Source organism: Secundilactobacillus paracollinoides, from assembly GCF_001702155.1.
Taxonomy (GTDB): domain Bacteria; phylum Bacillota; class Bacilli; order Lactobacillales; family Lactobacillaceae; genus Secundilactobacillus; species Secundilactobacillus paracollinoides.
Map to the genome: position 1 here is coordinate 1,999,209 of NZ_CP014912.1, position 26,370 is coordinate 2,025,578.

Below are 26,370 nucleotides of genomic sequence, written 5' to 3' on the forward strand. Positions count from 1 at the left end.
TTAAAATGAATGACAAAAATTTTAAATGAATAAATTTTCGGTTTTTGGCTGTTCTTTCTCGCGGTATAGAGCGGTTATGACACCGGTATTCAGCGAACAAAACGCAATATACAGGACTTTACAGATAGAATTATTTTGACCAATTCGGAATAATGGTTTAGAATTATTATTGAGTTAAAATTAAAAGTGTATGAAATCTCAAACAGCAGTTTTGACGATGATTCTAAACATTTGTGATTAAAGAAACTCACAGAACGGCGGGTTGCTGACTTGCCGTTCTGTTATTTTTCAAGGTGGAGGGAAAAGATATGTCAATGATTGAATTCCAAGACGTCGAGAAGTACTACGGCGACTTTCATGCGTTACACGATATCAACCTGACAATTGATAGCGGTGAAACGGTTGTGCTGATCGGCCCATCCGGTTCTGGTAAGTCAACCCTGATTCGGACGATCAATGGGTTGGAGCGCATTCAAGAGGGGAAACTGATCGTGAACGGCCAAGACTTGGCGGACCGCAAGACGGATATGAACCGGATTCGTAAGAACGTTGGGATGGTGTTCCAACACTTTAACCTCTATGCGAACAAAACGATTCTCGAAAACATTATGTTGTCACCACGCCTCGTGTTGAAACGACCTGAGGAAGAAAACAAAAAGTTTGCGATGGAGTTACTTGACCGCGTCGGGTTAGCCGACCAAGCACCTAAGTTACCAGCCCAACTCTCAGGGGGTCAGCAACAACGGATCGCCATCGCCCGGTCATTAGCGATGAAGCCAAAGGCACTGCTGTTTGATGAACCAACCAGCGCGTTGGATCCAGAAATGATCGATGATGTGCTGAACGTTATGAAGGATATTGCCCGTGATTCTGCCATGACCATGTTGGTTGTGACCCACGAAATGGGCTTCGCTCGTGAAGTGGCCAACCGGGTTATTTTCATGGCTGACGGTCAGATTCTTGAAGACGATAGTAAGGAAAGCTTCTTTGACGGTCAACCAACTAATGAACGGGCCCGTCAATTCTTGAGTAAGATCATTACACGCTAGTCAACAAAGGAGACGAGCACATGAAGAAAGTATTTCGATTAGTCGGAATCGTCCTCTCCAGTTTAGTCGTGTTAGTGATGTTGTCAGCCTGTGGCTCAAAAGCGTTATCCGCACAGAATGTGGTGACCAGAGCCAAGCAGACTAACACAATTACTTGGGGGGTCAAGGCCGATACCAAGTTGTTTGGGTTAATGGACGTTAAGGATGATACGATCAAAGGGTTTGACGTGGATATTGCCAAAGCCATTACGAAACAGATCTTGGGACCAAAAGGGAAGGCTAACTTCGTTCAGGTTACGAGTCAGACGCGGATGCCGCTACTGAAAAACGGGAACATCGATGCCATTATTGCCACGATGACCATTACGCCAGAACGGGAAAAGCAGGTTGATTTTTCGAAGTCCTACTTTGATGCTGGGCAATCCCTATTAGTGAAGGACAGCAGTCCGATTCATAACATTAAGGACCTGAATAAAAACGGGGCAACCGTTCTCGGCGTCGTTGGGTCAAACTCCGTGCAAAACGTGGCGAAGGCAGCTCCCAAAGCGCGGGTGTTGCAATTATCTGATTATGCGCAAGCAATGACGGCGTTGAAGTCTGGTCAGGGTGAAGCGTTGACGACTGACAACGGGATCCTGTTTGGGATGGCAGTTGAAAATCCTGGCTATCACGTCGTTGGTGGCGCCTTTACCAAGGAACCATACGGGGTTGCCATCAATAAGGGCCAACCTGAATTTAAGGCTGATGTGAACAAGGCACTGCGCCAAATTGAAAAATCTGGTGAGTATAACCGGATCTTGAAGAAGTGGTTCGGAAACGTCAAAGGGTTTAACTATAAGGAGATGGAACGACATTGATCTCAATATTCTCTAACTATGGTGGTCAACTCTTGCAAGGCTTTGGTCAAACACTCCTCTGTAGTGTGATTGCGCTATTCTTTAGTCTGATCATTGGCTCAATGTTTGCAATTTTTGAAACCACTCCAATTAAATTTTTGCGGGTCATTGCCCGAATTTATATCGAAGTTTTCCGGAACATTCCACTTTTGGTTATCACGATGTTCTTCTTCGTGGTGATTCCCATGTTTGTCGTGAAAATTAGTGGGTTTGCTGCCGGGACCATTGGCCTGACGATTTACACCTCAGCGTTTATTGCTGAAACGGTGCGTGCTGGGATCAACTCAGTGGATCCGGGTCAAATGGAAGGTGCCCGGGCAAACGGCCTGAGTTTCTGGCAATCAATGCGGTACATCGTGTTGCCCCAGGCGTTTCGCTACGTTATTCCACCACTGGGCAACCAGTTTATTAACTTGGTCAAAAACTCATCAGTGCTGGCCTTCGTTGCCGGCTTTGATCTGATGTACCAAGGGAACGTGATTGCTTCTGACTCACTCAGTACCATGAGTACGTACATGTGTGTCGGGGTGTTGTACCTGATCATCACCATGCCGCTAAGCTACTGGATGCGGCATCTTGAAAAGAAATTAGCAGCATAGGAGGTGCGATCATGAAAGACTTTATTGATGCTTATTCGTGGATCAACATGCGTTATCTTTTACAAGGCCTTTGGATTACCGTGGTCGTGTCACTTGCCTCGATTGCTGGTAGTTATGTGATTGGGACGATTCTCGGTATTATTCGCTATGTGAATATTAAAATTCTCTCGCCAATCGTTGGCTTTATCATTGATGTCATTAGAAATTTACCGTTACTGCTGATTATCTTCTTCACCTACTTCGGTTTACCTAATTTAGGGCTCCGGCCAAGTAGTGTGTGGGCAACCATCGTTGCGATGATCGTGTTTGAATCATCGATGATTGCTGAAATCGTGCGGTCAGGAATTGTGGCGGTGCCATCCGGTCAAATGGAAGGTGCCCGTGCTAATGGATTGAGCTATAGTCAAACCATGTATCACATTATTCTGCCACAGGCGATGAAGAAAATGATTCCAGCCTTAGTCAGCCAATTTATCTCGCTGATCAAGGATACGTCATTGGCCACAATCATTGTGTTGCCTGATCTGATGCATAACGCACAGATCGTTTATGGCGAAAACACCAGCTACATTCTGCCGATGTTCTTGATGTTGGCTATTATGTACTTCGTGGTGTGCTATGCGCTGTCGCTGGTTTCACGAAGTTTGGAACGACGAATGAGTTAATTGAATTTTTGCAACAAAAAAGGCTCTGACAATTGATATGTCAGGGCCTTTTTTGTTGCGATTAGGCTTCCGTTGAAACGTAGTAGGCTTGGAACCGTTGAAAATCAATATCGGTTACTTCGGCTTTGATCTGCGTACCTTCAGCTTTGTAGTCTGTTTCTAACACTGAAGCATGCTCGTTTAGATAGGAGACAACGTCACCTTTGTCGAACGGCACCATAAACGTTGCGGTAACAAAGTTCTTAAACACCTTTTTCTTGATGGCATCCACTAGTAGGTCAATGGAAGCATCATCCTTTGCTGAAATGACTAATTGATCACCAGCTTGGGTTGGATACTCACTATCGGTGAGATCAGCCTTGTTAAACACCGTTAACATTGGCAAGTCAGGAACGCCAATCTCTCGCAGTGTTTTTTCAGTTGTACTCATCATATCAGCACGGTCATCGCTAGAGTAGTCGACGATTTGAACCAAAAGATCTGCATTAGCGGCTTCGTAAAGCGTTGATTTGAAGGCTTCAACCAGAGTCGTTGGTAATTGCGAAACGAATCCAACTGTGTCACTCAGCAGGAGCTTCTTTGAATCCTCAAACTGCAGTTGACGCACACTGGTGTCCAAAGTGGCAAACAGCATGTTCTTCACCATTACTTGTTTATCGTCATTCATGCCAAACCGCTTGATGAGTTCGTTCATGATGGTGGACTTACCCGCGTTCGTATAACCGATCAAAGCCACGTTTGGTAGGTGGCCCTTTTCACGCTGTTGCCGTTTGACCTCAGCTGAGCGGTTAACTTCCTTGAGTTCATGCCGCACGTGGTTGATCTGACGTTGCACTGTCCGACGGCTTAATTCGATCTGAGCTTCACCAGCCCCACGGTTGGTAAACCCGCCACCAGCACTTGTCCCAGTCTGTTGGTCCAAACTTTGGTTAGCTGCAGTGTGCAGTCGGGGCATTTGATATTGTAATTTAGCTAATTGGACTTGGAGTTTAGCTTCACGACTTTGTGCGCGGTTCGCAAAGATGGCGAGAATTAGTCCGGTTCGGTCCATGACGGGGACCTTGATGACTTTCTCAAGGTTCCGGATCTGACTAGGGGTCAGTTCATCATTTGCGACAACAATCTGTGCGCCGGTTTCGACGACAACATCGCGGACTTCTTCGACTTTCCCAGTCCCAAAGTAGGTAGCAGCAATGGGCTTAGGCAAACTCTGGTCGATGCGCTCGACCACGTTCATGTTGTTAGCGGCACTTAAGGCAGCCAATTCATCCATGCCATAGTTAAAATTGGCGCGACCGGTATTCAACCCAATGTTGATGACCGGGGTTAATTCGCTGTTATCCATAGTTTTATCATCCTCATTTCCTATGTGTTGAGTATAACACAGAGTACGGAGGAAAGCGGTTAAAGAGCGGAGCGTAAGGGCACTCTGTCGAAAAGGCCGGGTCTGACTTTTGGACAGAGTGCCCTTACGTGCAGCTCTTTGCTTTCGGGAGCACGTTTCGACACAGAGTGCGGAGGAAAGCGGTTAAGGGGCAGAATGTAAGTAACTCTGGCAGAAATGCCTGAACTTGGCATTTTTGCCAGAGTTACTTACATGGCCGCCCCTTGCTTTCGGGAGCACGTTTCGGCAATAGAAGATAACGGCAACTATCCAGCGGGGTTTTAGCAACCGCAGAGACGATTGCCTATAACGACTAATCTTTTGTGAGATAGGCAGATAACAAAGCACTAACACCCGATAGCCAATCCTAATCCACAATATACCCGAAATATGCAACATCATCATTCATTATTGGTGCATGACTATTCACATATGCTAAATTTAATCTCCACATAGAATTCTAAGAATATCAACCGTAAAAAAGCTAGCAATCTAACATCTTTAACATAGGTCACAAACCCACTATTTTCAGTCACTTACAGCAGATACATCTAAATAGAAACCTAATGCTTGTTTAAAGCAAAAATCACTACTTACTTTTGTTACATAAATATTTTTTAATTTTCTAAAGATACGCTCATAATAGACGTACCAAGGGGTTAAGTTGAGTCACACCAAAATAATGTAAAAATTCATGATTGCTTTTAATTATTCGTTAATGTAGTATTAATGCGTTATTCATTTCGGCTATTGGGTGGTCGAAATTTTGCAATTATATTTGGTGTGTTTACAGGAGAAATTTAGAGATGAAGTTAAGACGACTTGCTGAGTTAACAGCTGTCGCTGCAGTGGCATTAACCCTTGCGGCGTGCGGTAGTAACAAGCAGTCTAGTTCAAAGGGGACCGGTAACTATGCAGCCGATCAGACCGTGAACTGGATGGAAAGTTCGCAGTTACCAACCATGGATATCTCATTAGCAACTGATGAGATTAGCATGAATATGTTGAACAACACGAATGAAGGGCTGTATCGTTTAGGGACTAATAACAAAGTCGAAGCAGGGATGGCCACTAAGACCAAAATCAGCAAAGACCAAAAGACCTGGACATTTACATTACGTAAAAATGCTAAGTGGAGTAACGGTGATCCCGTGACTGCACAAAACTTTGTCTATAGCTGGCAACGGACGGTTAACCCGAAGACCGCTGCACAATACTCATATATCTTTGATGGCGTGAAGAACGCTGATAAGATCATGAAGGGCAAGGCGCCTGTCAGCAGCTTAGGTATCAAGGCTGATGGCAAGTATAAGTTAACCGTGACTTTGGAAAAGAACATCCCATACTTCAAATTATTACTTGGGTATGTGCCATTCTTCCCGCAAGACCAAGCCTTTGTTAAAAAAGAGGGTAAGGCATATGGGACCAAGGCTAGTGCTGTTTTGTCAAACGGACCATTCAAGATCGAAGGCTGGACTGGGACTAACGATAGTTGGAAACTCGTTAAGAACAACAGTTACTGGGATGCAAAGAACGTTCATTTGAAGACCTTAAACGATCAAGTGACAAAGGATCCTGGGACAGCACTGAACCTCTTCCAGAGCGGCAAGCTTGATGAAGCTGTTTTGAGTGGTAACCAAGTGAAGAACATGTTGAACAATAAGGACATGCACGTGTTACCAATGTCCCGTTCGGCTTACCTTGAAATGAACCATAAGAAAGTGCCTGCATTTAAGAACCAAAAGATTCGTCAAGCCATTTCACTGGCACTTAACCGGAACGCTTTGACGAAGGATGTCCTTTCGGATGGCTCATTTGCAGCAAAAGGTTTTGTGACTAAGGGACTTGCCAAGAATCCTAAGACCGGTGCTGACTTTACTAAGGATGCGGACAGCAATGGAACTGGTGTGAGTTACAATACCGCTAAAGCTAAGCAACTTTGGAAACAAGGACTAAAGGAAATTGGCAAGAAGTCCGTTTCATTCACCTTGATGACTGATGATACCCAACAAGAAAAGCAAACCGGCGAATATGTTCAATCGCAATTACAAAAGGAATTGCCTGGTATCAAGGTTTCACTGAATGCCATTCCGTATAAGCAACGTTTAGCTAAATCTGCTGATCACCAGTTCCAGATGGTACTGACACTTTGGGGTGCTGACTACTCTGATCCATCAACTGACTTAGACATCATGACTTCCGACAATTCATACAACAACGGTCAGTGGAAGAACACTGAATATGATAAGTTGATTGAGAGAGCCGGTAATGAAGATGCCAACAAGCCAGAAGCACGTTGGAATGATATGGTGAAGGCTGAACAGATCTTGATGAAGGATCAAGGTGTTATCCCATTGTTCCAGAGCACGATGCCACAGTTGCTGAATGCTAAGGTTAAGGGTGTTATTTACAACACTGCTGGGACGCCATTCAACTTTAAGAATATGTATGTTTCTAAATAACCTACCATAATACGTCGAAGATCTGCCAAGGTTTCTGACTTATTGGAGTGAGTATTCTACTTGTTTAGAATACTCACTTTTCGGTTTAAAGTAGACGTATCAGAAATGAGTTAAAATGCGATAAAATTGCGCTTTGACCATTATTTTATGCTTAGTGGGGTCACGGTAATGAAACACCTTAGAACGTGTTTAAGCGCGCAAAACACAGCAAATTCTAAGATGTAAGATTTATACGTTGTAAGCAATTGATCTGCAAGTCGGATAACCCTGTCGACGATTTGCAGGTTAGTGTCTGATAGACGATTGTTGCGCAGACTAAATTTGATAAGACTGGTTTTTTCTCCGCCGTTATTCGTGGCACACTTGGGACGTTATGTGAGAAACTACTATAAAAAGGACAACCTTTCTGTGAGAAGTTATCCCCATAACGAAAAAATATTCACTGAATTAGGGCGATTAACACGGGGACTTAGTGGTCATAAGCAGTTGGAAATGATAAACCAACATTGATTTTAATTGTTTTCTAATATACAATAAAACCATTCTAACTACATATTCATAAGTCAGTATGTTTATGCGGTAAAAAGGGGTTGTATTGCTTATGAAACTTAGCTCTGCTGTTAAGTTGGGTGCCGTTTCTGCTGCGTCACTGCTTTTACTGGCCGCGTGTGGGTCTAAAAGTAGCAGTAGTAAGAACCTGGCTGATGATCAGACGTTGAATTGGGTTGAAACGTCTAATATTCCAACAATGGATCCATCAAAATCCACGGATATTGTCAGTGGTGGCGCGCTAAACAACGTCGATGAAGGATTGCTTAGAATTGGGCAAAATTCCAAGGTGCGGCCTGGGATTGCTAAATCCTATTCGATCTCAAAGGATGGGAAGACATGGACGTTTAACCTCCGCCATGCCAAGTGGAGTAACGGTGATCCCGTTACAGCTCAAGATTTTGTTTATGGTTGGCAACGGACTGTAAAGCCTTCGACCGCGTCACAATATGCTTACCTGTATGATCATGTGAAGAACTATGCGGCGGTCAATAAAGGTAAGATGTCACCTTCAAAACTTGGCATTAAAGCTGATGGCAAGTACAAGGTCGTTGTGAGCTTGTCTCGTCCACAAAGCTATTTTAAGTACATTGTCGGCGCACCAGCGTTTTTCCCACAAAGTCAAAAGATTGTTGATAAGTACGGTTCAAAGTACGCATCGAATTCAAAGCATGCCATCTATGATGGGCCGTTTAAGCTTGCTGGCTGGACTGGGACAAACAATTCATGGGAACTCGTTAAGAACAAGAATTATTGGGATGCAAAGGCCACAAAGCTTAAAGCCGTTAAGTTCCAAGTTATCAAAGATCAAGGGACTTGGTTGAGCCAGTATCAAAGTGGCAAGGTTGACGAACTGATCACTGACGGGACACAGTATAAACAGCTGAAGAACTCTAAGGATATGCACCTTAGAAACAGTGCGTCAACGTTCTATCTTGAACTCAACCAGCGCAAAGGGTTCTTTAAGAACAATGTAAACGCCCGTAAAGCCATTTCATTAGCAATCAATAAGAAACAATTTGTGAGTGATGTGCTAGCCGATGGGTCGAAGAATGCTAAAGGTTTGATTCCAACTGGATTAGTAAAGAAGGGGTCAACTGATTTTGCTGATGCCGCATATGTTAAATCTGGTACTGAGTACAATTTGGCACAAGCTAAATCGGACTGGAAGAAGGCTTTGAAACAAGCTGGTAAGTCAAGTGAAAGTCTGACACTGCTCTCGGATGATACGCCAGCTGGTAAAAAGACAACTGAGTTCATTCAGAGTCAGTTGACAAAATTGCCTGGGTTGAAGGTCACAACCGAAAACGTGCCATTTAACGTACGGTTAAGCCGGTCTCAAAAAGGACAATTTGATATTGTTGTCAGTGGCTGGATTGCTGACTTCCCAGACGCTATTTCGTTCAGTTCGCTGTTTACTTCAAACAACAGCTATAACAATGGTCAGTGGAAGAACGCGACCTACGATACCGATATCAAGAATGCCGAGGGTAAGGATGCCAATAACGCAGACGCCCGTTGGAACGACTTGGTTGGTGCCGAAAAGACTTTGATGGAACAACAAGGTATCGTGCCGTTGTATCAACAAAGTCAGGCACAGCTATTGAAGTCTAAGGTTCATGGTATCCAGTACTTCCCAACTGGTGCACAATGGGACTTTAGCCACGCTTATATCTCAAATAGTAAATAGGCGTGTTGGGATTTAGTAATCACGTGAAGAATTAATCGATACGTGGGGTTGTGAGGGCTTTCTAGGCTTCATAGCCGAAACGTGTTTGACAAGCCAGAGGGCTGCTGTGTAAGGCACTTCCGGCACAAAATCCAGGACCGGGATTTTATGCCGAAAGCACCTTACACTCCGCCCTCTACCTGGCTTGTCAAACACTCTTAAATAAATGGTTGCTCCACCGTCTAACCACACTGGGTGTGTTCTGATAGGTTTCGTGAGAGTGAGGATTGGGTATCCAGTCCTTACTTTTACATATATAAATCGTCATTTTACAGTCATGCTAAAATAGAACTAGTCTGCAAATTAGAAATGAGAGGTATATTCATGGCGAAGTATTTAGCAAAGCGGATATTTTATCTGCTACTGACATTATTTATCGTCATCACCGTCACATTCTTCATGATGAAGCTGTTACCCGGGACACCGTTGACTAACCAACAAAAACTGTCTCCTGCGCAACAACATTTGATTTTGAAACAGTACGGGTTGACTAAGCCTGTATGGCAGCAATACTTGATCTACGTTGCTGGGATCTTCCACGGGAACTTCGGGACTTCCTTCCAATTTAGTGACCAACCTGTTTCCTACCTGATCTCTAGCCGGATCGGACCTTCACTGTTGCTTGGGTTCCAAGCGATGGTCATCGGTGTTTTGCCCGGAATCGTTTTTGGCGCTTTGGGTGCCATCAACAAGAACACCTGGATCGATTCTGGAACCACGATCATCTCAATTCTTGGGATCTCCATTCCAAGTTTCGTTCTGGCCGTTCTCCTGCAATATTACGTCGGTTTGAAGTTGGGCTGGTTCCCAATTGCCGACTGGGGCGGGTTCTCGTATACCGTTCTACCGACTCTGGCACTGGCGGCCTCGCCGTTCGCCGATACGGCCCGATTTATTCGGACTGAAATGGTGGACGTCTTAAATTCAGATTATATTGAGTTAGCGACGGCCAAAGGAATGAGCAAGTGGGGTGTGATTTACCACCATGCGCTCCGGAACAGTTTAATTCCCGTTGTTACGATTATTGGACCGTTAGCCGTCAACATTATGACTGGGTCGATGGTGATTGAAAACATCTTCTCCGTTCCTGGTATCGGGGAACAATTTGTGAAGTCGATCCTGACCAACGATTATCCAACCATCATGGCGGTGACCATCGTTTATAGTGTCATGCTGATGGTCGTCCTGCTGTTGACCGATATCGTTTACGGCATCATTGATCCACGGATTCGACTCACTGGGAACAGTAACTAATTGGGAGGAAAATAAATGGCTGATCAAGTAAAACTTCCAGCAGATAGTTTTGAGCCCCTTGATAAATCGGCTCACCTGGATAGTGAAAAAATCGCAGCGCCTAACCTGACGTTCTTACAGGATGCTTGGCGGCGGTTGAGGAAAAACAAGAGTGCGGTCATTGCAATGATCATCTTGATCTTATTCTTCCTCGCGGCGTTTGGCTCCGCATTCATTTCACCACACAATCCAAATGCGGTTAACCCGCAGTTTGCAAACTTACCACCAAAGTGGCCCGGCGTTGATATTAACGGGTTGAACGGGACGTTGAACCAGGCGGGCAGCCGGGTCAATGCGTACGCCCAAGCCCACGCCGGTTCTCATTTCTACCTCTTAGGGACCGACTACCTTGGCCGTGACCTGTTATCGCGAATCCTCTACGGGACCCGGATCTCACTGACCGTTGCCGTGATTGCAACGGCAGTTGACCTGTTGTTCGGGGTGACCTTTGGCCTGTTTTCAGGTTGGCAAGGCGGCCGGATCGATAACTTTATGCAACGGTTGATTGAAATTATTATGTCAATTCCACAACTGGTTGTTGTTGTGCTGTTGATCTTGGTTTTGAAACCAGGGATGATGTCGATCACCATCGCCATTGCGTTTTCAAGTTGGACCACCATGGCCCGGCTGATTCGAGCGCAAACCTTGGAATTGAAAGAACAAGAGTATGTTTTAGCAGCACGGACGCTTGGCGAGAGTTCCGTTAAAATCGCGTTTAAGCATCTGTTGCCAAACCTTTCAAGTATCATCATTATTCAAACGATGTTTACGATTCCAAGTGCGATCTTCTTCGAAGCATTCCTGTCCTACATTGGGATCGGGATCAGTTCACCACAAGCATCACTTGGGACACTGCTGAATGATGGGCAAAAGAACTTCCAGTTCCTGCCGTATCAGATGTGGTATCCAGCAATCGTTTTGTCGGTCATCATGATTGCGTTTAACGTGTTTGCCGATGGTTTGCGGGATGCCTTTGATCCACAAACGAAAGAGTAGGTGAGCGAAAATGATGGAAAGTAACGAAAACATTCTCGAGGTCGAAAACCTCAAAATCAATTTCAAGACCTACGCTGGGACGGTCAAAGCCATCCGTGACGTGAGCTTCAACCTGAAAAAGGGTGAGACACTCGCCATTGTTGGGGAATCCGGTTCTGGGAAAACGGTCACGACGCGGTCCATTATGGGCCTGCTGGCGAACAACGCCGAGGTTGAAGGCGGGACGGTCATGTTCCACGACCAAGACGTGCTGAAGATGTCTGAAAAACAGCTTCAAGACCTGCGTGGTGCAAAGATCGCTCAGATTTTCCAAGATCCCATGACGTCGTTGGATCCCACGATGCGTATCGGTCGGCAAATTGCTGAACCGCTGATGGTGCATAAGGGCATGAAAAAGGACAAGGCCATGGCCCAAGCCCTTGAAATGATGAAGCTTGTCGGTATTACGGATGCTGAAAATCGAATCAACGACTACCCGCACCAATTCTCAGGTGGGATGCGGCAACGGATCGTGATTGCCATTGCGCTGATCAACTATCCGGAGATCCTGATTGCTGACGAACCAACTACTGCGTTGGACGTGACGATTCAGGCACAGATTCTGGATCTTATGCGTGAGTTGCAGGACAAAATCTCAACGTCGATCATCTTTATCACCCATGACCTTGGTGTCGTGGCAGGGATGGCTGACCGGGTTGCTGTTATGTATGCGGGTAAGATCGTGGAATACGGGACGGTTGACGAAATCTTCTACAACCCAAAGCACCCTTATACTTGGGGGCTGTTAAGCTCAATGCCGACGTTGGAAACCAACGACGACGAGCTGCCTTCGATTCCAGGAACGCCGCCTGATTTACTGGATCCGCCTGCTGGCGATGCGTTTGCCCCACGGAACGCGTACGCCTTAAAGATCGATACCGAACAGGAACCGCCGTTTTTCAAGGTCTCCGATACTCACTACGCCGCAACTTGGCTGCTGCATCCGGACGCCCCGAAAGTCACGCCGCCTGTTCAGATCGTGGCACGGCAAAAACAGTTTGCTGAAATGCAAAAAAACTTAGCTGCTGAGAAGTTATCGCACCCAGTAGAAGAAGAGGAGGAGAAGCAATAATGGAAGACCACAATGCCAAAAAAGTATTGGAAGTTAGCCATTTGAAGCAGTACTTCAACGTTGGCAAAAAAGACGAAGTTAAAGCCGTTGACGACATCTCCTTTGATATTTACGAGGGTGAGACCTTTGGGTTAGTGGGCGAATCCGGTTCTGGGAAGACCACGGCCGGTCGTGCCATTATCCACTTGTACACACCAACAAGCGGCTCCATCAAGTTCAATGGCGACGAAGTCATTGGCATGAAGGACAAGGCGAAAATGAAGCAGTTCCGCCGTGACATGCAGATGATCTTTCAAGATCCCTATGCCTCTTTGAATCCCCGGATGAAAGTTCGCGACATCATTGCGGAAGGCATCGACATTAATCACCTGGCAAAAACGAAGGAAGACCGTGACAAACGGGTAGCTGAATTACTCGAAACGGTCGGCCTCAATCGCGACCACGGTTCCCGTTACCCTCATGAATTCTCAGGTGGGCAGCGGCAACGAATCGGGATTGCCCGCGCCCTTGCTGTGGAACCAAAGTTCATCATTGCTGATGAACCGATCTCAGCGTTGGATGTGTCCATTCAAGCCCAAGTTGTTAACCTGTTGAAGCAACTGCAAAAGGAACGTCATTTAACGTACCTTTTCATTGCCCATGATCTGTCGATGGTCAAGTACATCAGTGACCGAATCGGTGTGTTGCATTACGGGCGGATGTTGGAAGTTGGGACGTCGGATGAAGTCTACAACCATCCGTTGCACGACTACACCCGCAGCTTGCTCTCTGCTGTGCCGATTCCTGACCCAGAGTATGAGCGGACCCGGACGCAAATCGGGTATGATCCAAAGTACGAGAAGGGCGACAAGGTACGTAAACTGGTCGAAATTGCCGATCATCACTGGGTTCAAGCCAGTGAAGACGAAATTCCAATGTATCAGAAACGTGCCCAAGAGCAGGGACTTACGGTTCTTTAAATCGTCCGATAAAAAAAGGCAGTCACATTTGTGGCTGCCTTTTTTGTCGTTTGTGGATAGCTTGCGTTGCATTCCGCAATTTGGCACTCCGTGTGATGGCTCGCGACTGAGCTAACTCGATTTCCACTGCGTGGCTCTCGAGTGGATCTCAGTCGTCTCGCACATCAGTAACCGACCCAAGAACGGTCGCTAACTGATGTCGACACCACAGCTCCGTGCCAAATTGCTCCATTCCACTGACGTTGAACTATATTTTTACCACTGGTTAAGCATCATAATGGCGTTAAAACTAGTTTGCAGAGAATCCGCCCTCGACTGCGGGTAAAACTACTGACAGTAATGCTTCTCACAATTTGCTATTGACAGTAACGATTGATTAACCGTCTTCGTGACACCACTTATGAAGTCTTACCTTCAATGTTAACTTTGACAAGTTTTGTAGCGAAGTGGAGCCGGTCGGCATTGCAGGCTGTGGTGTCGGTATTAGTTGGCGACCGTACTTTGGTCGGTTACTAATACGGGAGACGTAGGAGATCCTTGAATTTCTGCCAAGAAATTCAATAGCTCCGTAGCGACCCCACCTCAGCCTGCAGGGCCGACCGGCGGAACGAAGCGACATTCTTATGCTATTTGGATTACTTAACAATAAACTCTCAGAGTCATAAAAAAGATGCCATAACGGCACCTTTTAAATAGCGCTTATAAGGCATCACTAGTGTTATTAAAGTAATCCACGTGAATATGACCATCTGTGATCGTAAGCTTCGTGACAGAGCCGTTTTCAGTTGTTTCTGAAGGATCGAGGGTGTCACTGTACCGTGAAACAATGCTGCGGATGGTTGTACCGTGAGAGGCGACGAGGACTTTATCGCCGTCGTGGTGGGTGGCAATTAGCCGGTTAAACCCGGCGTCTAGGCGAGCCCAGAACTGCGCGTTATCTTCCGCGTCATGGTAGGGATCCTTGGCGGCAATCATGTCCTTAACCGTTTCGATGGAGTAGCCAGCAATCATTTTACTGAAAGTGTCGTACCCGTCTGGCCCGCCGATCATGTGCCAGGCTTGCAGGTCATCGTTGCCTTCAAAATAGCCGAAGTTCTCTTCACGAAAAGCAGTATCGATGGTGGCTTCGCTAACTGTTCCGGGGTTAACGGCCAGAATGTACTTGGCAGTGTTTTGGGCGCGCGGTGCATCGCTGGTGTAGGCGGCGTCAAACGGAATCACCTTAAGCCGGTCGCCGGCGTGCTTGGCATCCGCAATGCCTTTGTCAGTCAGCGGGGCGTCCACCCAGCCTTGAATCCGGTGGTACTTGTTCAAATACGTTTGCCCGTGACGGACGAAATAGACTGAAAAACTTGTCATGTATAAACTCCTTAGTGCGTCTTGTAATCAAATCTTAGGTTAAGTGTAGCATATCTATCTAGTTCAGTTTGCCAAGTTCACGCCGAATTCTTGGCGCGTCCTGTTTATTACTGGTAAATAAAATGTGATCATTGAGCTTTAACGGGGTATCACCGCTGGGCCGAATGAAGCGTTTTTCACGATAAATTTGTGTGATCGTGATGTCGTCAATGAAGGGCAGGTTGCGCACCTGAATGTCCACATATTTCCGGTTACGCAGACCGACTTCGTAAACGGCGGCTTCGGTGGAACTCAACAGTTCGATGGTAGATGGACTTTGAATCAACGCCCGCAGCATACTGATGTTAACGTCTTGGGTGTTGTAGACCTCTACGCCCATCTTGATTAAGGTCTCACGCCGGTCGTCCAAAATATTGGCGTCCTCAAACCGAGCAATGACCCGTGGGACACCATATTGTTTGGCGGCCTTAGCGAGCCGGTAGTTTTCTTTTGAGTTACTCTGTCCCAAAATGATGATGTCGGTGTCAAAAACCCCTTGATCAACGAGATCGTTGGCGTTGAGATTCTCCAGCAGGATCACGTTGGTCTCACTGTTAAACGCACTATAGTTGGTCTGCCGGTCGGTGTACATTTGCACTTGGAACCAGCCCTTCGCCAACTGTTGCGCAACGGGCACGGTCAACACGTTGGTCCCAATGAAGTGGACTTCAGTCTTTTTGAGGTCCTCTTCCTCATCTGAGTAACGCCGGTTAAAGAGCAGCGGGCCGATGACACAGGTCAAAATGGCGGCCAGCAGGAAGGCACCGGACTGTTGGCTCGTCAACTTGTTGAGGTGTTGAGCAACTTGCAACGTCGCCAAAACGACTGTCAGTGTGGTACTGGTCATGGCGGTACCGGCAAACGCGTTAGCTTTCTTAAACCGCAGTCGCAGAATCGGGTATACCAGTGCCTTGGCAAGTAAATAGGCGACAAGAAAGGCCGGAATCAATATCAGTGTTTCCCGGCTTTGGAGCAGGGTTTTCAGATTCAGCCCGACACCGCTCATGATAAAGAAGATCGGGATAAAAAAGCCGTAGCCGATGGAATCTAACCGCACCTTAGTCTCTTCGTGCGGCTCCAGCAGTTTCAATACGATCCCGGCGAGGAAAGCACCCAAGACGCCTTCTGCCCCAACCGATTCCGCCACCGTAACAAGAGCGACGATCAAGAAGAAGGCCAAGCGGACATCCAGTTGCGTGGTGGACTTGTTGATTTTATCAAAGAACTTGAAGAACGCTTTGAACCGCCAGAATAGCAGGGCAGCGACGAGCAGAATCAGCAGTAACAGCCACAGTGATTTCGAGTGGGGACTGTAAATTGAGGCGTAAAAGGTCAGCCCCAACATTGGGACGACCTCCCCGAGGGCCGAGATGAGCAATACCGTTTGGCCAAAGGGTTTGCTGAGTAATTCTTTTTCCTTCAGCGCGGCGATGACGATGCCCAGCGAGATCGTCATGAAAATAATGGCCGCCAGCCACATATCGCTGAACAAGCCCGTTAGTTGAAAAATAAAACCCAGCAGGATGGACATGACCGCGATACTGGCATAACTCAGGAAAGCCAGGGTTACGGCGGAGTAGCGCGGCGCTGACACGGCCTGCTTTTGCTGCAAAGGGGACAGGTCCGTTTGTTTCCGGCTGAAGAGGGAAAAGTCGATCTCCAGACCGCTCAAGAATAACAGGACGATCACCCCGACGTTTTTTAACAACGTCAACGTTTCGCTGGTGTGAATCAGATTAAACAGACTGGGACCCAGGATGACCCCGACAATGATCTCAATGACGGCCGTGGGTAATAGGGTCAGCCTGAATCGCGCCATCACGAGCGGAATAATGAGCGCGGCTAACAAAATAATGACTAGGGAAATTTGGTTCATGAAGCACCTCACAATTGCGGTCTAAGGAACGCCGCTAAATAGGTTATCATCGCTAAAGACGACAGTGTTGAACGCGCTTGTTTAAAAATAGTCTAATTACAACACACGCCTACGGATAAGTGGTAAAATTGATTATCGAAATTTATGGATGGAGGGGTCATTATGGCTGCGACAATTAAGCAACAAGAACAAGCCCATCTTGATGATGTTGTATCAAAGATCAAGGTGGCCCAAACCAAGGCACAAACGTCGATCGATCAAGCTGAAACCGATGAAAAGGGCATTCGCGATAACTTCCAAAATGACCTGCGACTCAAGACAGATTCGTACGCCGGAATGATGGAAACGGCTTTGTCCGTTCGCCAGCAGCAACAACTGTTAGGTGAACGGCAAAATAGCTGGCAGCATGCGACGAATGAGTTGGCCACGTTAAAGAAGTTGGAAAAAACGCCGTACTTCGCGCGAATCGATTTCCACGAGGCTGGTGAGCCCAAAACGGAGACAATCTACATCGGTCTCGCATCGTTTTCAGACGAACCGGATCGTTTTCTAGTATACGATTGGCGGGCCCCGATTTCTAGTGTTTACTACGATGGCGGCCTGGGGAACGTGACTTATTTGACCCCCGATGGTGAGCAGACGGTAGACGTGAAGCTCAAACGACAGTTCCAGATCGAAGATGGCAGCATTAAGACCGTGTTTGATACTGAAGAAGCGGTTGGCGACCAAATGTTGTTGGATGCGCTGAGCGAAAAGTCGGACACCAAGATGAAGTCCATTGTGACCACCATTCAAAAGGAACAAAACCAAATTATCCGGGATACCAAGTCGGACCTGTTATTCGTGCAGGGCGCGGCTGGTTCCGGGAAAACGGCCGCGGTGTTACAGCGGGTGGCCTATCTGCTGTACCGGTATCGCGGTAAATTAACTTCTGGTCAGGTGGTGCTATTCTCGCCTAACCAACTCTTTAACGACTATATTGATCAGGTGCTGCCTGAATTAGGCGAGCACAATATGGTTCAAATGACGTACTACCAGTATGCTGGTCGACGGATCCCAAAGATGGCTGTTGAAACGCTGTCCGAACGGTTTAGCGAGGACTATTCCGATGCCGAAAAACGAATCGATACGCTGAAGGGTGGCCTGTCATTCTTTGATGCTGTTACCGCCTATGCCAACCACCTTGAAAAAGAGAACATGATCTTTAGAAATATTAATTTTAAAGGCAAGCCGTTTTTTACCAAGGAAAAGATTCATGAGATCTACTATAGTTTCAATGAAAATTATCGGCTGGGTAACCGCTTAGACGGGACGCGCGAACAGTTGATCAAGATGCTGAACCGGCGAATCAGTTCGGAAATGCGGACCAAGTGGGTCGAAGAGACTGTTCAGGACTTGAGCAAAGAAGAAATGGACAAGTTATTTGGTGACCAGCCGCGCGAATTCGATTCCGCTGATAAGGAGTTTCAATTCTTGGCACGTAAGATCGTCATGCAGGCGTTCCAGCCGATTCGTCAAGCTATTGTTCGGAACCGGTTCTTAAGCATCAATGCCCAATTTATCCACATGCTGCGCAGTTTACCGCAGATCATCGACCTCGAAAAAGCGGGCATCAGTAAGGATGATTGGAAGGCAAGTGTCAACCGGGCAATTGACCGGATCAAAGCCGGCAAGATGACGTTGAGCAATGTGTCAGCCTACCTATACTTGTTTGATAAAATGACTGGGAAAAAGGGCGAACGCGACATTCGGTACGTCTTCATTGATGAAGTACAGGACTACACGCCGTTCCAGTTGGCATTTCTGAAATTTAGTTTCCCTCGGGCGCGGTTCACGTTGCTTGGCGATTTAAACCAGGCCATTTTTACCAAGGAAAACTCGCACACGTTACTCAGTGAATTGAGTACCATGTTCGATCCTGAAAAGACACGGGTTGTGCAATTGACACAGTCGTATCGGTCAACCCAGCAGATCACCGACTTTACCCGACACATTTTAGTGAACGGGGAAGCTGTGACTGCCTTTGACCGGGATGGTCAAATCCCAACAGTTCTCGTGGCTTCGGATGATCACGCTGCGTTAGCTGCTACGATCAAGCAAATTCAACAAAACAATGATGACCATGAAACAACGGCCATCATTGGCAAAACGTTGAAACAATGTCGTGCGTTGTCTTCTCAGTTGCAGGAAGCTGGTGTTCGCGCTACCCTGATTCAATCAGAAAACCAACGATTAGCCTCAGGTGTGATCATTGTGCCATCCTTCTTAGCCAAGGGGCTCGAGTTTGACGCTGTAATCGTCTGGGACGCTTCTGATCGTAATTACTTTGAGGAAGACGACCGGCAACTGTTGTATACGATTTGTTCACGGGCAATGCACCGGCTGACGGTGATTGCTGGCGGCAAGTTGTCGCGGTTGTTTGAGACGGTGCCAACGGATGAATATGAACTAAGTGAGTCATAATGGTAGTTGTGCCAAGTGCGAATCGTTGAGATGCGTGACTTGGTGCTTTTTGTATGGTTGGTGATAAGGTCCGTTGCATTCCGCAATTCGGCAGGCCGTCGTAGTGGCTCGCGACTGAGCTAACTCGATTTCTGCTGCGCAGCTCTCGAGTGGATCTCAGTCGTCTCGCACATCAGTAACCGACTAAGAAACGGTCGCTAACTGATGTCGACACCACGATAACCTGCCGAATTGCTCCATTCCACTAACGATGAGCTTACTCTTTACCACTAGTTAAGCATCACATTAGCGTTAAACCGAGTTCGAAGAGAATCCGTCCTCGACTGCGGTAAGCCCAGTGACAGCAATGCTTCTCACAATGCACTAGTTACTAGTAACGAATGATTAACCGGTTTCATGACACCACCTTTGAAGATTTACCATCTATGTTGCCTATGCCAGTATTGTAGCGTAGTGGAGCCGTTCGGCATTGCAGGCTGTGGTGTCGGTATTAGTTAGCGACCGTACTTTGGTCGGTTACTAATACGGGAGACGTTGAGATCCTTGAATTTCTGCCAAGAAATTCAATAGCTCCGAAGCGATCCCACCTCAGCCTGCAGGGCCGAACGGCGCAACGAAGCGGACGAACGCACCGGACGAACGCACCGGACGTAACGCACCGGACTTATTGGACAAATCATGTAAAATTATGGCCCATTTGTGAACTAATCCTACGCGGATGGTAGCGCTTAATGTATAATGGTAACAATTGTAATTCGACTGATAATGTGAGGCAGACAGGCAAATGACTGATTTGATTAACTACGATGTATTTGAAAAGCCCGAGTGGCGCGATTTTTACCAGGCAGCGTCCGTGCCGTTGACACAGGCAAGCTTGAAACAGATTCAGGCGTTCAATGACCGAATTTCACTCCAAGATGTCCAGGACGTTTACATTCCCTTGATTCACCTGCTGTCGTTAAAGATTCAGGATTTTGACCGGTGGCAGGATGTGAAGTCTGACTTTCTGCATAAAACGCCCCGGCACGTGCCGTTTATCATTGGCATCGCCGGTAGTGTCGCGGTGGGGAAGAGTACGACGGCCCGGCTGCTGGAAGTGTTAATGAACCACTTTTTCCCAACGCAGCGGGTCGAACTGGTCACTACGGATGGGTTTTTATATGCGACGGATGACTTGAAACGACGTGGCATCCTTGACCGTAAAGGCTTCCCAGAATCCTACGACATGAAGTCGCTGATTGCTTTTCTAAACGAGGTGAAAGCTGGCGTCAAGGACATTACGGTGCCCGTTTATTCACATAAGGTCTACGATATTATCCCTGACCAGGTGCAACACATTACCCAGCCGGATATTTTAATCGTTGAGGGGATCAACACCCTGCAGCTGCCAAGCACCGAACAGGTCTACGTTTCTGATTTTACGGACTTTTCCATCTATGTGGACGCAAAACCCGAACTAATTGAGAAATGGTTCTTGGAACGTTTTGATGCCTTATTGAAACTTGCATTGAAGGATCCTGATAACTACTACTATGAATACGCTACCGGGGATCATGATGATGCCATCGCAGCTGCTAAACAAACTTGGGCAAGCATTGATCTGCCCAACCTAAACGAGTATATTTTGCCCACTCGCAACCGGGCAGACCTCATTATTCATAAGGGGGATCACCACATTATCGACCAGATTCTATTACGGAAATATTAGCAAGTAAAACCCGAATAATTAAAATGTATTAATTTTGATTGACCGGCTTTAGGGCTTTCGGGTATGATAGGGTCATATGATTTAAGAAGAAGACAAACAACTAAGGGGTGAATCGTTTGGCAAAGGTGGATTTATCGTCCTTTGATAAGATTATTGTGCTGGACTTTGGTAGCCAGTACAACCAACTCATTACGCGTCGAATTCGTGATCTGGGGATCTACTCAGAACTGATGGCGCACACGATTACAGCTGACGAAGTAAAGGCTATCAACCCAAAGGGAATTATTTTCTCCGGCGGGCCGAATAGTGTTTACGCCAAAGACGCACTGCGCGTTGACCCAGAGATCTTCAAGCTAGGGATTCCTATCTTGGGTATCTGTTACGGGATGCAGCTGATGGCTTACACGCTGAACGGAAAAGTCGACACCGATAATGGTCAGTATGGCCGCGCAGCAATTACGGTGACAAGTGATGACGCAAAATTGTTCGCCGGCACGCCGAAGGAACAAAACGTTTGGATGAGCCATGGTGACCTCGTTACCGAAGTCCCAGAAGGCTTTACCAGCGTTGCAACCAGTCCTGAATGTCCCATTTCTGCCATGCAAGATACGGCGCGTAACTTCTACGGGATTCAATTCCATGCCGAAGTACGGAACACGGATTACGGCAATGAGATCTTAAAGCACTTTGCGTTTGATGTTTGTCAAGCTGAAGCAAACTGGTCAATGGATGATTTCATTGACCTGCAGATTCAGCATATTCGCGAAACTGTTGGCGACAGGAAGGTTCTCTTGGGCCTTTCTGGTGGGGTAGATTCCTCAGTTGTTGGGGTGCTGCTTCATAAAGCCATCGGTAACCAACTGACCAGTATCTTTGTTGATCACGGTTTGTTGCGGAAGGGCGAAGTTGAACAAGTGATGGATAGCCTCAAGGGCAAGTTCGGCCTCAACATTATCCAGGTCGATGCGCATGAGCGGTTCTTATCCAAGCTGGCTGGTGTCAGCGACCCTGAAAAGAAGCGGAAGATCATTGGTAACGAGTTTATCCAGGTCTTTAACGATGAAGCCACCAAGCTTGATGGGATTGACTTCTTAGCACAGGGAACCCTCTACACCGACGTGATCGAAAGTGGGACTGACACGGCGCAAACCATTAAGTCTCACCATAACGTTGGTGGATTGCCAGACGACATGCAATTCCAATTGATCGAACCGTTGCGGTCGCTCTTTAAGGATGAAGCACGTGAACTGGGTGAAAAACTCGGCATGCCTTCTGAACTCGTTTGGCGTCAGCCATTCCCTGGTCCTGGGTTAGGGATTCGGGTAATTGGTGAAATTACTGAAGAAAAACTTGAAATCGTGCGTGAGAGTGACTTTATCTTACGTGACGAAATTAAAAAAGCTGGCTTAGACCGTGATATTTGGCAATACTTCACGGTGTTACCAGGAATTCGGTCAGTGGGTGTCATGGGTGATGGTCGGACATACGACTACACCGTTGGTATCCGTGCTGTGACTTCAATTGACGGGATGACTGCGGACTTCGCACACATTCCGTGGGATGTGCTGAGTCACATTTCAACACGCATCGTAAACGAATGCGATCATGTTAACCGTATCGTGTATGACGTCACGAGCAAGCCACCTTCGACCATTGAGTGGGAATAATTTTCTGTTACGAGTGCTCGGTAAAATAAAATAACTTTGAACCGCCGCAATGATGAATTGCGGCGGTTTTTTCTCCGCTTTTTACTCATAATGTGTGACAACTGAGGAAATAACGGATTTTTAATTATTATCAGTGAATGAGTCTCATAACTGGGTAATTTTAAGCACCAGTCCATTGAACCATGTTCACATGGACATTATAGTTAAACTATTGTTTGCTATAATTAAAGGGTAAAATTACCGCTGGAGAGCGATTAGAGAGTTGAAACCTGTATTAAATTAAAAAAGTGGAGTGGACAACGAATGGAAAGAGTATCGGAATATGCAACCCAGATCAACAACTATTGGAAAAAGTATCAAACAAGTGACATGTATCTTGATTTTATTTCGATGTACGACGAAGATGAACTTAAAACGATCTTCGAAAACTTTATGACTGGACTTCTGACACTTGGCGGTACTGATCCGAAGAAGTGGCGTGTTGAAAATTACCAGATGGCTATGGAACTCGAATTTTCGGATATCAGTGATCAGTTCAGCGATAAGAACAAAGCTGAAATCACCCGCGAATTTCAGGATGTTCTGGAACCGCTAGAAGGCAGTGCGATTTTTGTCTTCGATGAGGTTGACAACGAAAAATTGGGTAACGACTTTGATGCCATGCTGGTCCAAGTAGAAGACGACTTTAAAATTGGCGCTGCTTATTACCCTGAATACTATAGCAATCCAGACGCCGATGACAAGCCGCCGTACACAAAACCATTGGATAACACACAGAAGCGCACCCTCGCCAACATCAAGAGTGAGCTTGCGAACTGGTTGGCTGACTTCAAGGAAAGTGACGAATGGCGGATGCTGGACGATGCCATTCCATTTGAAGATGCAGACTGGTACATCCATATTTTAGTTGAACAGGTGTATACCAAGTATCACCAGGTACCTAAGGACTGGACGCCTGAAGCCATTCAAATGGTCATGGCATCCTACTTCGTCAGCAATGTCGGCATGACCGCTGACAAGTACAAGGATGTTGCGCCGGCACTGATGACGTTTGTTGGGTTTATGAAATCGCACGGTCTGATTGATGCAGACGCAGCGGATGTTAACATTCAAGAAATTCAAAAAACGAACCCAACGATGATGGCCCGCGCTGAGGATCCTAGCACTTACTCAGAGTCCAAGAAAATGATTTTGGCAATGCAGGATGAAAAGATCGATATGAAAGATCAAAATGCGGTCAACGCATTTATGGTGCGGACAAATGAAAATACGCAGGCCGAACGTGCTTCAAAGGGTCAGCCTTACGATAAGTCACTCGTTAGCCAGCCAAAGGATGACTATCTGACAATGGCTCATCCGACTGAATTAGAAGGCCACAAGTGGACAAAATCCGTCGCCACGCGCATTCATGATGACATGACGCGGAATGCTTGGTACTTGTGGAGTCAGCCCGCACAACAGCGTCTGCATCATCAAATGAGTGAAGCAACCTTCGTGAATAACATTGTGTTGTTTGCGGATGAGGTGTACGCTAAAACACTGGCCACACCAAAGCGGTGGGACGCGACTCAACTGCGTGTTGTGTTAGCAACGCGAAAGCAGGAAACCTCGCAGCAGATCTACCAGCTGCTGATTGCTAGTTTGACTGCATTGATACCTTATTTGACTGCTGAAAGGAAGCTAAACAAAGCCAACGCCGAGGGCATTCAAGCGGTGATAGATGCCGAACGCGAAGACTTGCAATATGGTAAAGTTGTGTCGATGAAGCAAGCTAAGAAACTACTTGGCAAGAAAAAGAAGAATAAGAAGCGCCATTAATAACTGTCACAAAAGGGACTGGGCCTTGATAGAGGCCAGTCTCTTTTTGACTTGACGCAATCGCGTCGCTGATTCTAGTTGAATGGCTGGAATCATGGTAAACTAGAGGGAATTATGACTACAGTTAAAGGAGACAAGCATGGCTAAAAAGGACACTGATCCAGAAAAAATCTACGCCGCCTATCGCGCAGACTATGACAAAACGGAGAATGCAAAGCAAATTGCTGAATTGTTTCCAGAGGGTGAACTAAACGCGATTTTAGGAACGTTTACTTTAACACTCCTTCAAAATGCCGGGACCGACCCTCAAAAATGGCAGGTGACGGATATTAAGTCCGCGATGGAAGGTGTTTTCATTGCGTTTAAATCAAATTTGTCCAACATTTCAGAGACTGATCTGCAGGGTTACTACCGGGATCTATATGTGCCGCTGAATGATTTTGTTGTCTTTATCGTGAATAAGATTGCGACGGGTCTAAACCACTCAGATATGGCAACTGCGTTCATAGACATTGAGTCGACATACGGTGTTGGCGAAGGTAGCTATGTTGACGATGGTGGCAACGTTGACCTTGTCGGTTTTTCAGCACCAGAGTATGATACCGAATACACAATGGATGTTAAATATAAAAAAAGGGGAATTGGTAATCACACAGAGTGGCAAGAATACCGCGCGAAAGATATTAATCATTACGTGTCGGATTGGCTGACTGAATTTTTCACTTCGCCGGAGTGGCAAGCGTTACCGGATTCAATCACCCAAGAGGATGCCATTCTGTACGTGACGGAAATGACGTTTGATGCTTATGATGAATTTCATTCATCACCCAAAAATTGGGGTGTTCCGGTCATTAAAATGGTGTTGACTGATCACTTTGTGCATCAAGTTATTATTCAACCTGACCAGTACAGTACGATCGTGCCGACGTTAACAGCGTTCTTTACTTTTGCCAAGCGAGCAGGCTACATTCGGGCTGTTCAGGCCGACAAGACAATCAAAACCATCAAGGGTGTAGAAGCAGATATGATTGAAGCAGGCCAAGATCGTGACAAGTACAGCGAAACTAAAAAGATGTGGCTAGACATGGCAGCAGCTGGTATCAGCCGTGAGAATCGCGAAGCCGCAGAGACTTTCATTGCGACCTGGATTGAAAATCAACAAGCAGCGCGTGCAGGAAGTCAATTCATGGATTATGAGCGCAATCTCGTTTATCAACCTGAGGATGATTACGTGAACATGCCACATCCTGATCCAGTCGGTAAGCATCACTGGACAAAGGCAGTCGCCACAAGGAATCACGATGATCTAGCCAGATATGCCTGGACGATGTGGAGCTTACCTGCTAACCAGGATCTGCATGCCGAACTAAACGAAGCTGATTTTGTGGACTTCATTGTTTTCTTTGGTGACGTGATGTATGCCCAGTTTTTGGAAACAATATTGCATTGGGATGCGCAGTCTGCTCACGTTGTGTTTTCGGGATATGATGCCGCTGAGCAACCTGAAAGCTTCGAACTGTTGCGGGAGACCTTGAAACGGCTGGTTGATCATTTGATGACTGAAGGCAAATTGACGCGCCCTGTTGGAGAAGAAATTCGTGCCGTATTTGATGCAGCGCCACTGACGCCGAAGTCACAAGCTAAGTCCAATGTGGTTTCGATGGATGAGGCGCGGAAACGATTGAAGAATAAAAAAGATTGAAGCGGCGTGACTAACTGCCGACTTCAACAATAAAAAAGCCCCAGAC

Annotated in this window: 18 protein-coding genes; 15 read left to right on the top strand and 3 right to left on the bottom strand. The window is 46.5% G+C overall.

Annotated features, from left to right (window positions below; genetic code table 11):
- Nucleotides 1–308: 308 nt before the first annotated feature.
- The 4 genes from AYR61_RS08490 to AYR61_RS08505 are packed head-to-tail and all read left to right on the top strand — an operon-like array spanning nt 309 to nt 3,209.
- Nucleotides 309–1,049: an amino acid ABC transporter ATP-binding protein gene (locus AYR61_RS08490; protein WP_065902617.1), complete on the top strand. Its 741-nt coding sequence runs from the start codon at nt 309–311 to the stop codon at nt 1,047–1,049.
- Between the two features lie 20 nt (nt 1,050–1,069).
- Nucleotides 1,070–1,906, top strand: a complete 837-nt coding sequence (locus AYR61_RS08495; protein WP_054708678.1) for a transporter substrate-binding domain-containing protein — start codon at nt 1,070–1,072, stop codon at nt 1,904–1,906.
- Entirely contained in the window at nt 1,903–2,544 is a 642-nt protein-coding gene (locus tag AYR61_RS08500) for an amino acid ABC transporter permease (protein WP_054708681.1), read from the top strand. The genes AYR61_RS08495 and AYR61_RS08500 overlap by 4 nt, the downstream gene beginning before the upstream one ends.
- 11 nt (nt 2,545–2,555) lie before the next feature.
- Nucleotides 2,556–3,209: an amino acid ABC transporter permease gene (locus tag AYR61_RS08505; protein WP_056987432.1), complete on the top strand. Its 654-nt coding sequence runs from the start codon at nt 2,556–2,558 to the stop codon at nt 3,207–3,209.
- 61 nt (nt 3,210–3,270) lie between these two features.
- Here the strand turns inward: AYR61_RS08505 and hflX are convergent, their stop codons facing one another.
- Nucleotides 3,271–4,554, bottom strand: a complete 1,284-nt coding sequence (gene hflX / locus AYR61_RS08510) for a GTPase HflX (RefSeq protein ID WP_056987431.1) — start codon at nt 4,552–4,554, stop codon at nt 3,271–3,273.
- A gap of 845 nt (nt 4,555–5,399) precedes the next feature.
- On the opposite strand from hflX, the gene AYR61_RS08515 reads away from it, so the two are divergent.
- From AYR61_RS08515 to AYR61_RS08540, 6 genes are all read left to right on the top strand, one after another.
- Nucleotides 5,400–7,055 (top strand): peptide ABC transporter substrate-binding protein, encoded by a 1,656-nt coding sequence (locus AYR61_RS08515; RefSeq protein ID WP_054708685.1) that lies wholly within the window; start codon nt 5,400–5,402, stop codon nt 7,053–7,055.
- 601 nt (nt 7,056–7,656) lie between these two features.
- Complete coding sequence (locus AYR61_RS08520; protein WP_065902619.1) at nt 7,657–9,294, top strand: peptide ABC transporter substrate-binding protein; 1,638 nt, start codon at nt 7,657–7,659, stop codon at nt 9,292–9,294.
- 363 nt (nt 9,295–9,657) lie between these two features.
- On the top strand, nt 9,658–10,587 hold the full coding sequence (gene opp3b / locus AYR61_RS08525; RefSeq protein ID WP_054708691.1) for an oligopeptide ABC transporter permease: 930 nt from the start codon (nt 9,658–9,660) through the stop codon (nt 10,585–10,587).
- Between the two features lie 15 nt (nt 10,588–10,602).
- Nucleotides 10,603–11,622 (top strand): ABC transporter permease, encoded by a 1,020-nt coding sequence (locus tag AYR61_RS08530; RefSeq protein WP_054708694.1) that lies wholly within the window; start codon nt 10,603–10,605, stop codon nt 11,620–11,622.
- A 13-nt stretch (nt 11,623–11,635) separates the two neighbouring features.
- Nucleotides 11,636–12,733: an ABC transporter ATP-binding protein gene (locus AYR61_RS08535; protein ID WP_056987440.1), complete on the top strand. Its 1,098-nt coding sequence runs from the start codon at nt 11,636–11,638 to the stop codon at nt 12,731–12,733.
- Nucleotides 12,733–13,692, top strand: a complete 960-nt coding sequence (locus AYR61_RS08540; RefSeq protein ID WP_065902621.1) for an ABC transporter ATP-binding protein — start codon at nt 12,733–12,735, stop codon at nt 13,690–13,692. Before AYR61_RS08535 ends, AYR61_RS08540 begins: the two co-directional genes overlap by 1 nt.
- Before the next feature lie 699 nt (nt 13,693–14,391).
- Here the strand turns inward: AYR61_RS08540 and AYR61_RS08545 are convergent.
- Nucleotides 14,392–15,051, bottom strand: coding sequence for a histidine phosphatase family protein (locus AYR61_RS08545; RefSeq protein ID WP_056987430.1), 660 nt, complete (start codon nt 15,049–15,051; stop codon nt 14,392–14,394).
- 58 nt (nt 15,052–15,109) lie between these two features.
- Nucleotides 15,110–16,966, bottom strand: coding sequence for a cation:proton antiporter family protein (locus tag AYR61_RS08550; protein WP_056987429.1), 1,857 nt, complete (start codon nt 16,964–16,966; stop codon nt 15,110–15,112).
- A gap of 162 nt (nt 16,967–17,128) precedes the next feature.
- On the opposite strand from AYR61_RS08550, the gene helD reads away from it, so the two are divergent.
- The 5 genes from helD (at nt 17,129) to AYR61_RS08575 (ending at nt 26,324) form a co-directional block, all read left to right on the top strand.
- Nucleotides 17,129–19,429, top strand: coding sequence for an RNA polymerase recycling motor HelD (gene helD / locus AYR61_RS08555; protein WP_054708704.1), 2,301 nt, complete (start codon nt 17,129–17,131; stop codon nt 19,427–19,429).
- Between the two features lie 784 nt (nt 19,430–20,213).
- Complete coding sequence (gene coaA / locus AYR61_RS08560; protein ID WP_054708709.1) at nt 20,214–21,137, top strand: type I pantothenate kinase; 924 nt, start codon at nt 20,214–20,216, stop codon at nt 21,135–21,137.
- A 116-nt stretch (nt 21,138–21,253) separates the two neighbouring features.
- Nucleotides 21,254–22,804: a glutamine-hydrolyzing GMP synthase gene (gene guaA / locus AYR61_RS08565; RefSeq protein ID WP_156770470.1), complete on the top strand. Its 1,551-nt coding sequence runs from the start codon at nt 21,254–21,256 to the stop codon at nt 22,802–22,804.
- Between the two features lie 303 nt (nt 22,805–23,107).
- Nucleotides 23,108–24,622 carry a hypothetical protein gene (locus tag AYR61_RS08570; protein ID WP_054708715.1) on the top strand — a complete coding sequence of 505 codons (1,515 nt, stop codon included), beginning with the start codon at nt 23,108–23,110 and terminating at the stop codon, nt 24,620–24,622.
- A gap of 139 nt (nt 24,623–24,761) precedes the next feature.
- Nucleotides 24,762–26,324, top strand: coding sequence for a hypothetical protein (locus AYR61_RS08575; protein WP_054708717.1), 1,563 nt, complete (start codon nt 24,762–24,764; stop codon nt 26,322–26,324).
- Nucleotides 26,325–26,370 lie beyond the last annotated feature (46 nt).

What these genes read in the sequence shown, in the direction of transcription:
- helD (WP_054708704.1), top strand. Translation starts at nt 17,129, where the DNA reads ATGGCTGCGACAATTAAGCAACAAGAACAAGCCCATCTTGATGATGTT.
- AYR61_RS08530 (WP_054708694.1), top strand. Translation starts at nt 10,603, where the DNA reads ATGGCTGATCAAGTAAAACTTCCAGCAGATAGTTTTGAGCCCCTTGAT.
- AYR61_RS08550 (WP_056987429.1), bottom strand. Translation starts at nt 16,966, where the DNA reads ATGAACCAAATTTCCCTAGTCATTATTTTGTTAGCCGCGCTCATTATT.
- AYR61_RS08535 (WP_056987440.1), top strand. Translation starts at nt 11,636, where the DNA reads ATGGAAAGTAACGAAAACATTCTCGAGGTCGAAAACCTCAAAATCAAT.
- AYR61_RS08520 (WP_065902619.1), top strand. Translation starts at nt 7,657, where the DNA reads ATGAAACTTAGCTCTGCTGTTAAGTTGGGTGCCGTTTCTGCTGCGTCA.
- AYR61_RS08575 (WP_054708717.1), top strand. Translation starts at nt 24,762, where the DNA reads ATGGCTAAAAAGGACACTGATCCAGAAAAAATCTACGCCGCCTATCGC.
- AYR61_RS08545 (WP_056987430.1), bottom strand. Translation starts at nt 15,051, where the DNA reads ATGACAAGTTTTTCAGTCTATTTCGTCCGTCACGGGCAAACGTATTTG.
- AYR61_RS08570 (WP_054708715.1), top strand. Translation starts at nt 23,108, where the DNA reads ATGGAAAGAGTATCGGAATATGCAACCCAGATCAACAACTATTGGAAA.
- AYR61_RS08495 (WP_054708678.1), top strand. Translation starts at nt 1,070, where the DNA reads ATGAAGAAAGTATTTCGATTAGTCGGAATCGTCCTCTCCAGTTTAGTC.
- AYR61_RS08540 (WP_065902621.1), top strand. Translation starts at nt 12,733, where the DNA reads ATGGAAGACCACAATGCCAAAAAAGTATTGGAAGTTAGCCATTTGAAG.
- coaA (WP_054708709.1), top strand. Translation starts at nt 20,214, where the DNA reads ATGACTGATTTGATTAACTACGATGTATTTGAAAAGCCCGAGTGGCGC.
- AYR61_RS08515 (WP_054708685.1), top strand. Translation starts at nt 5,400, where the DNA reads ATGAAGTTAAGACGACTTGCTGAGTTAACAGCTGTCGCTGCAGTGGCA.
- AYR61_RS08505 (WP_056987432.1), top strand. Translation starts at nt 2,556, where the DNA reads ATGAAAGACTTTATTGATGCTTATTCGTGGATCAACATGCGTTATCTT.
- hflX (WP_056987431.1), bottom strand. Translation starts at nt 4,554, where the DNA reads ATGGATAACAGCGAATTAACCCCGGTCATCAACATTGGGTTGAATACC.
- opp3b (WP_054708691.1), top strand. Translation starts at nt 9,658, where the DNA reads ATGGCGAAGTATTTAGCAAAGCGGATATTTTATCTGCTACTGACATTA.
- AYR61_RS08490 (WP_065902617.1), top strand. Translation starts at nt 309, where the DNA reads ATGTCAATGATTGAATTCCAAGACGTCGAGAAGTACTACGGCGACTTT.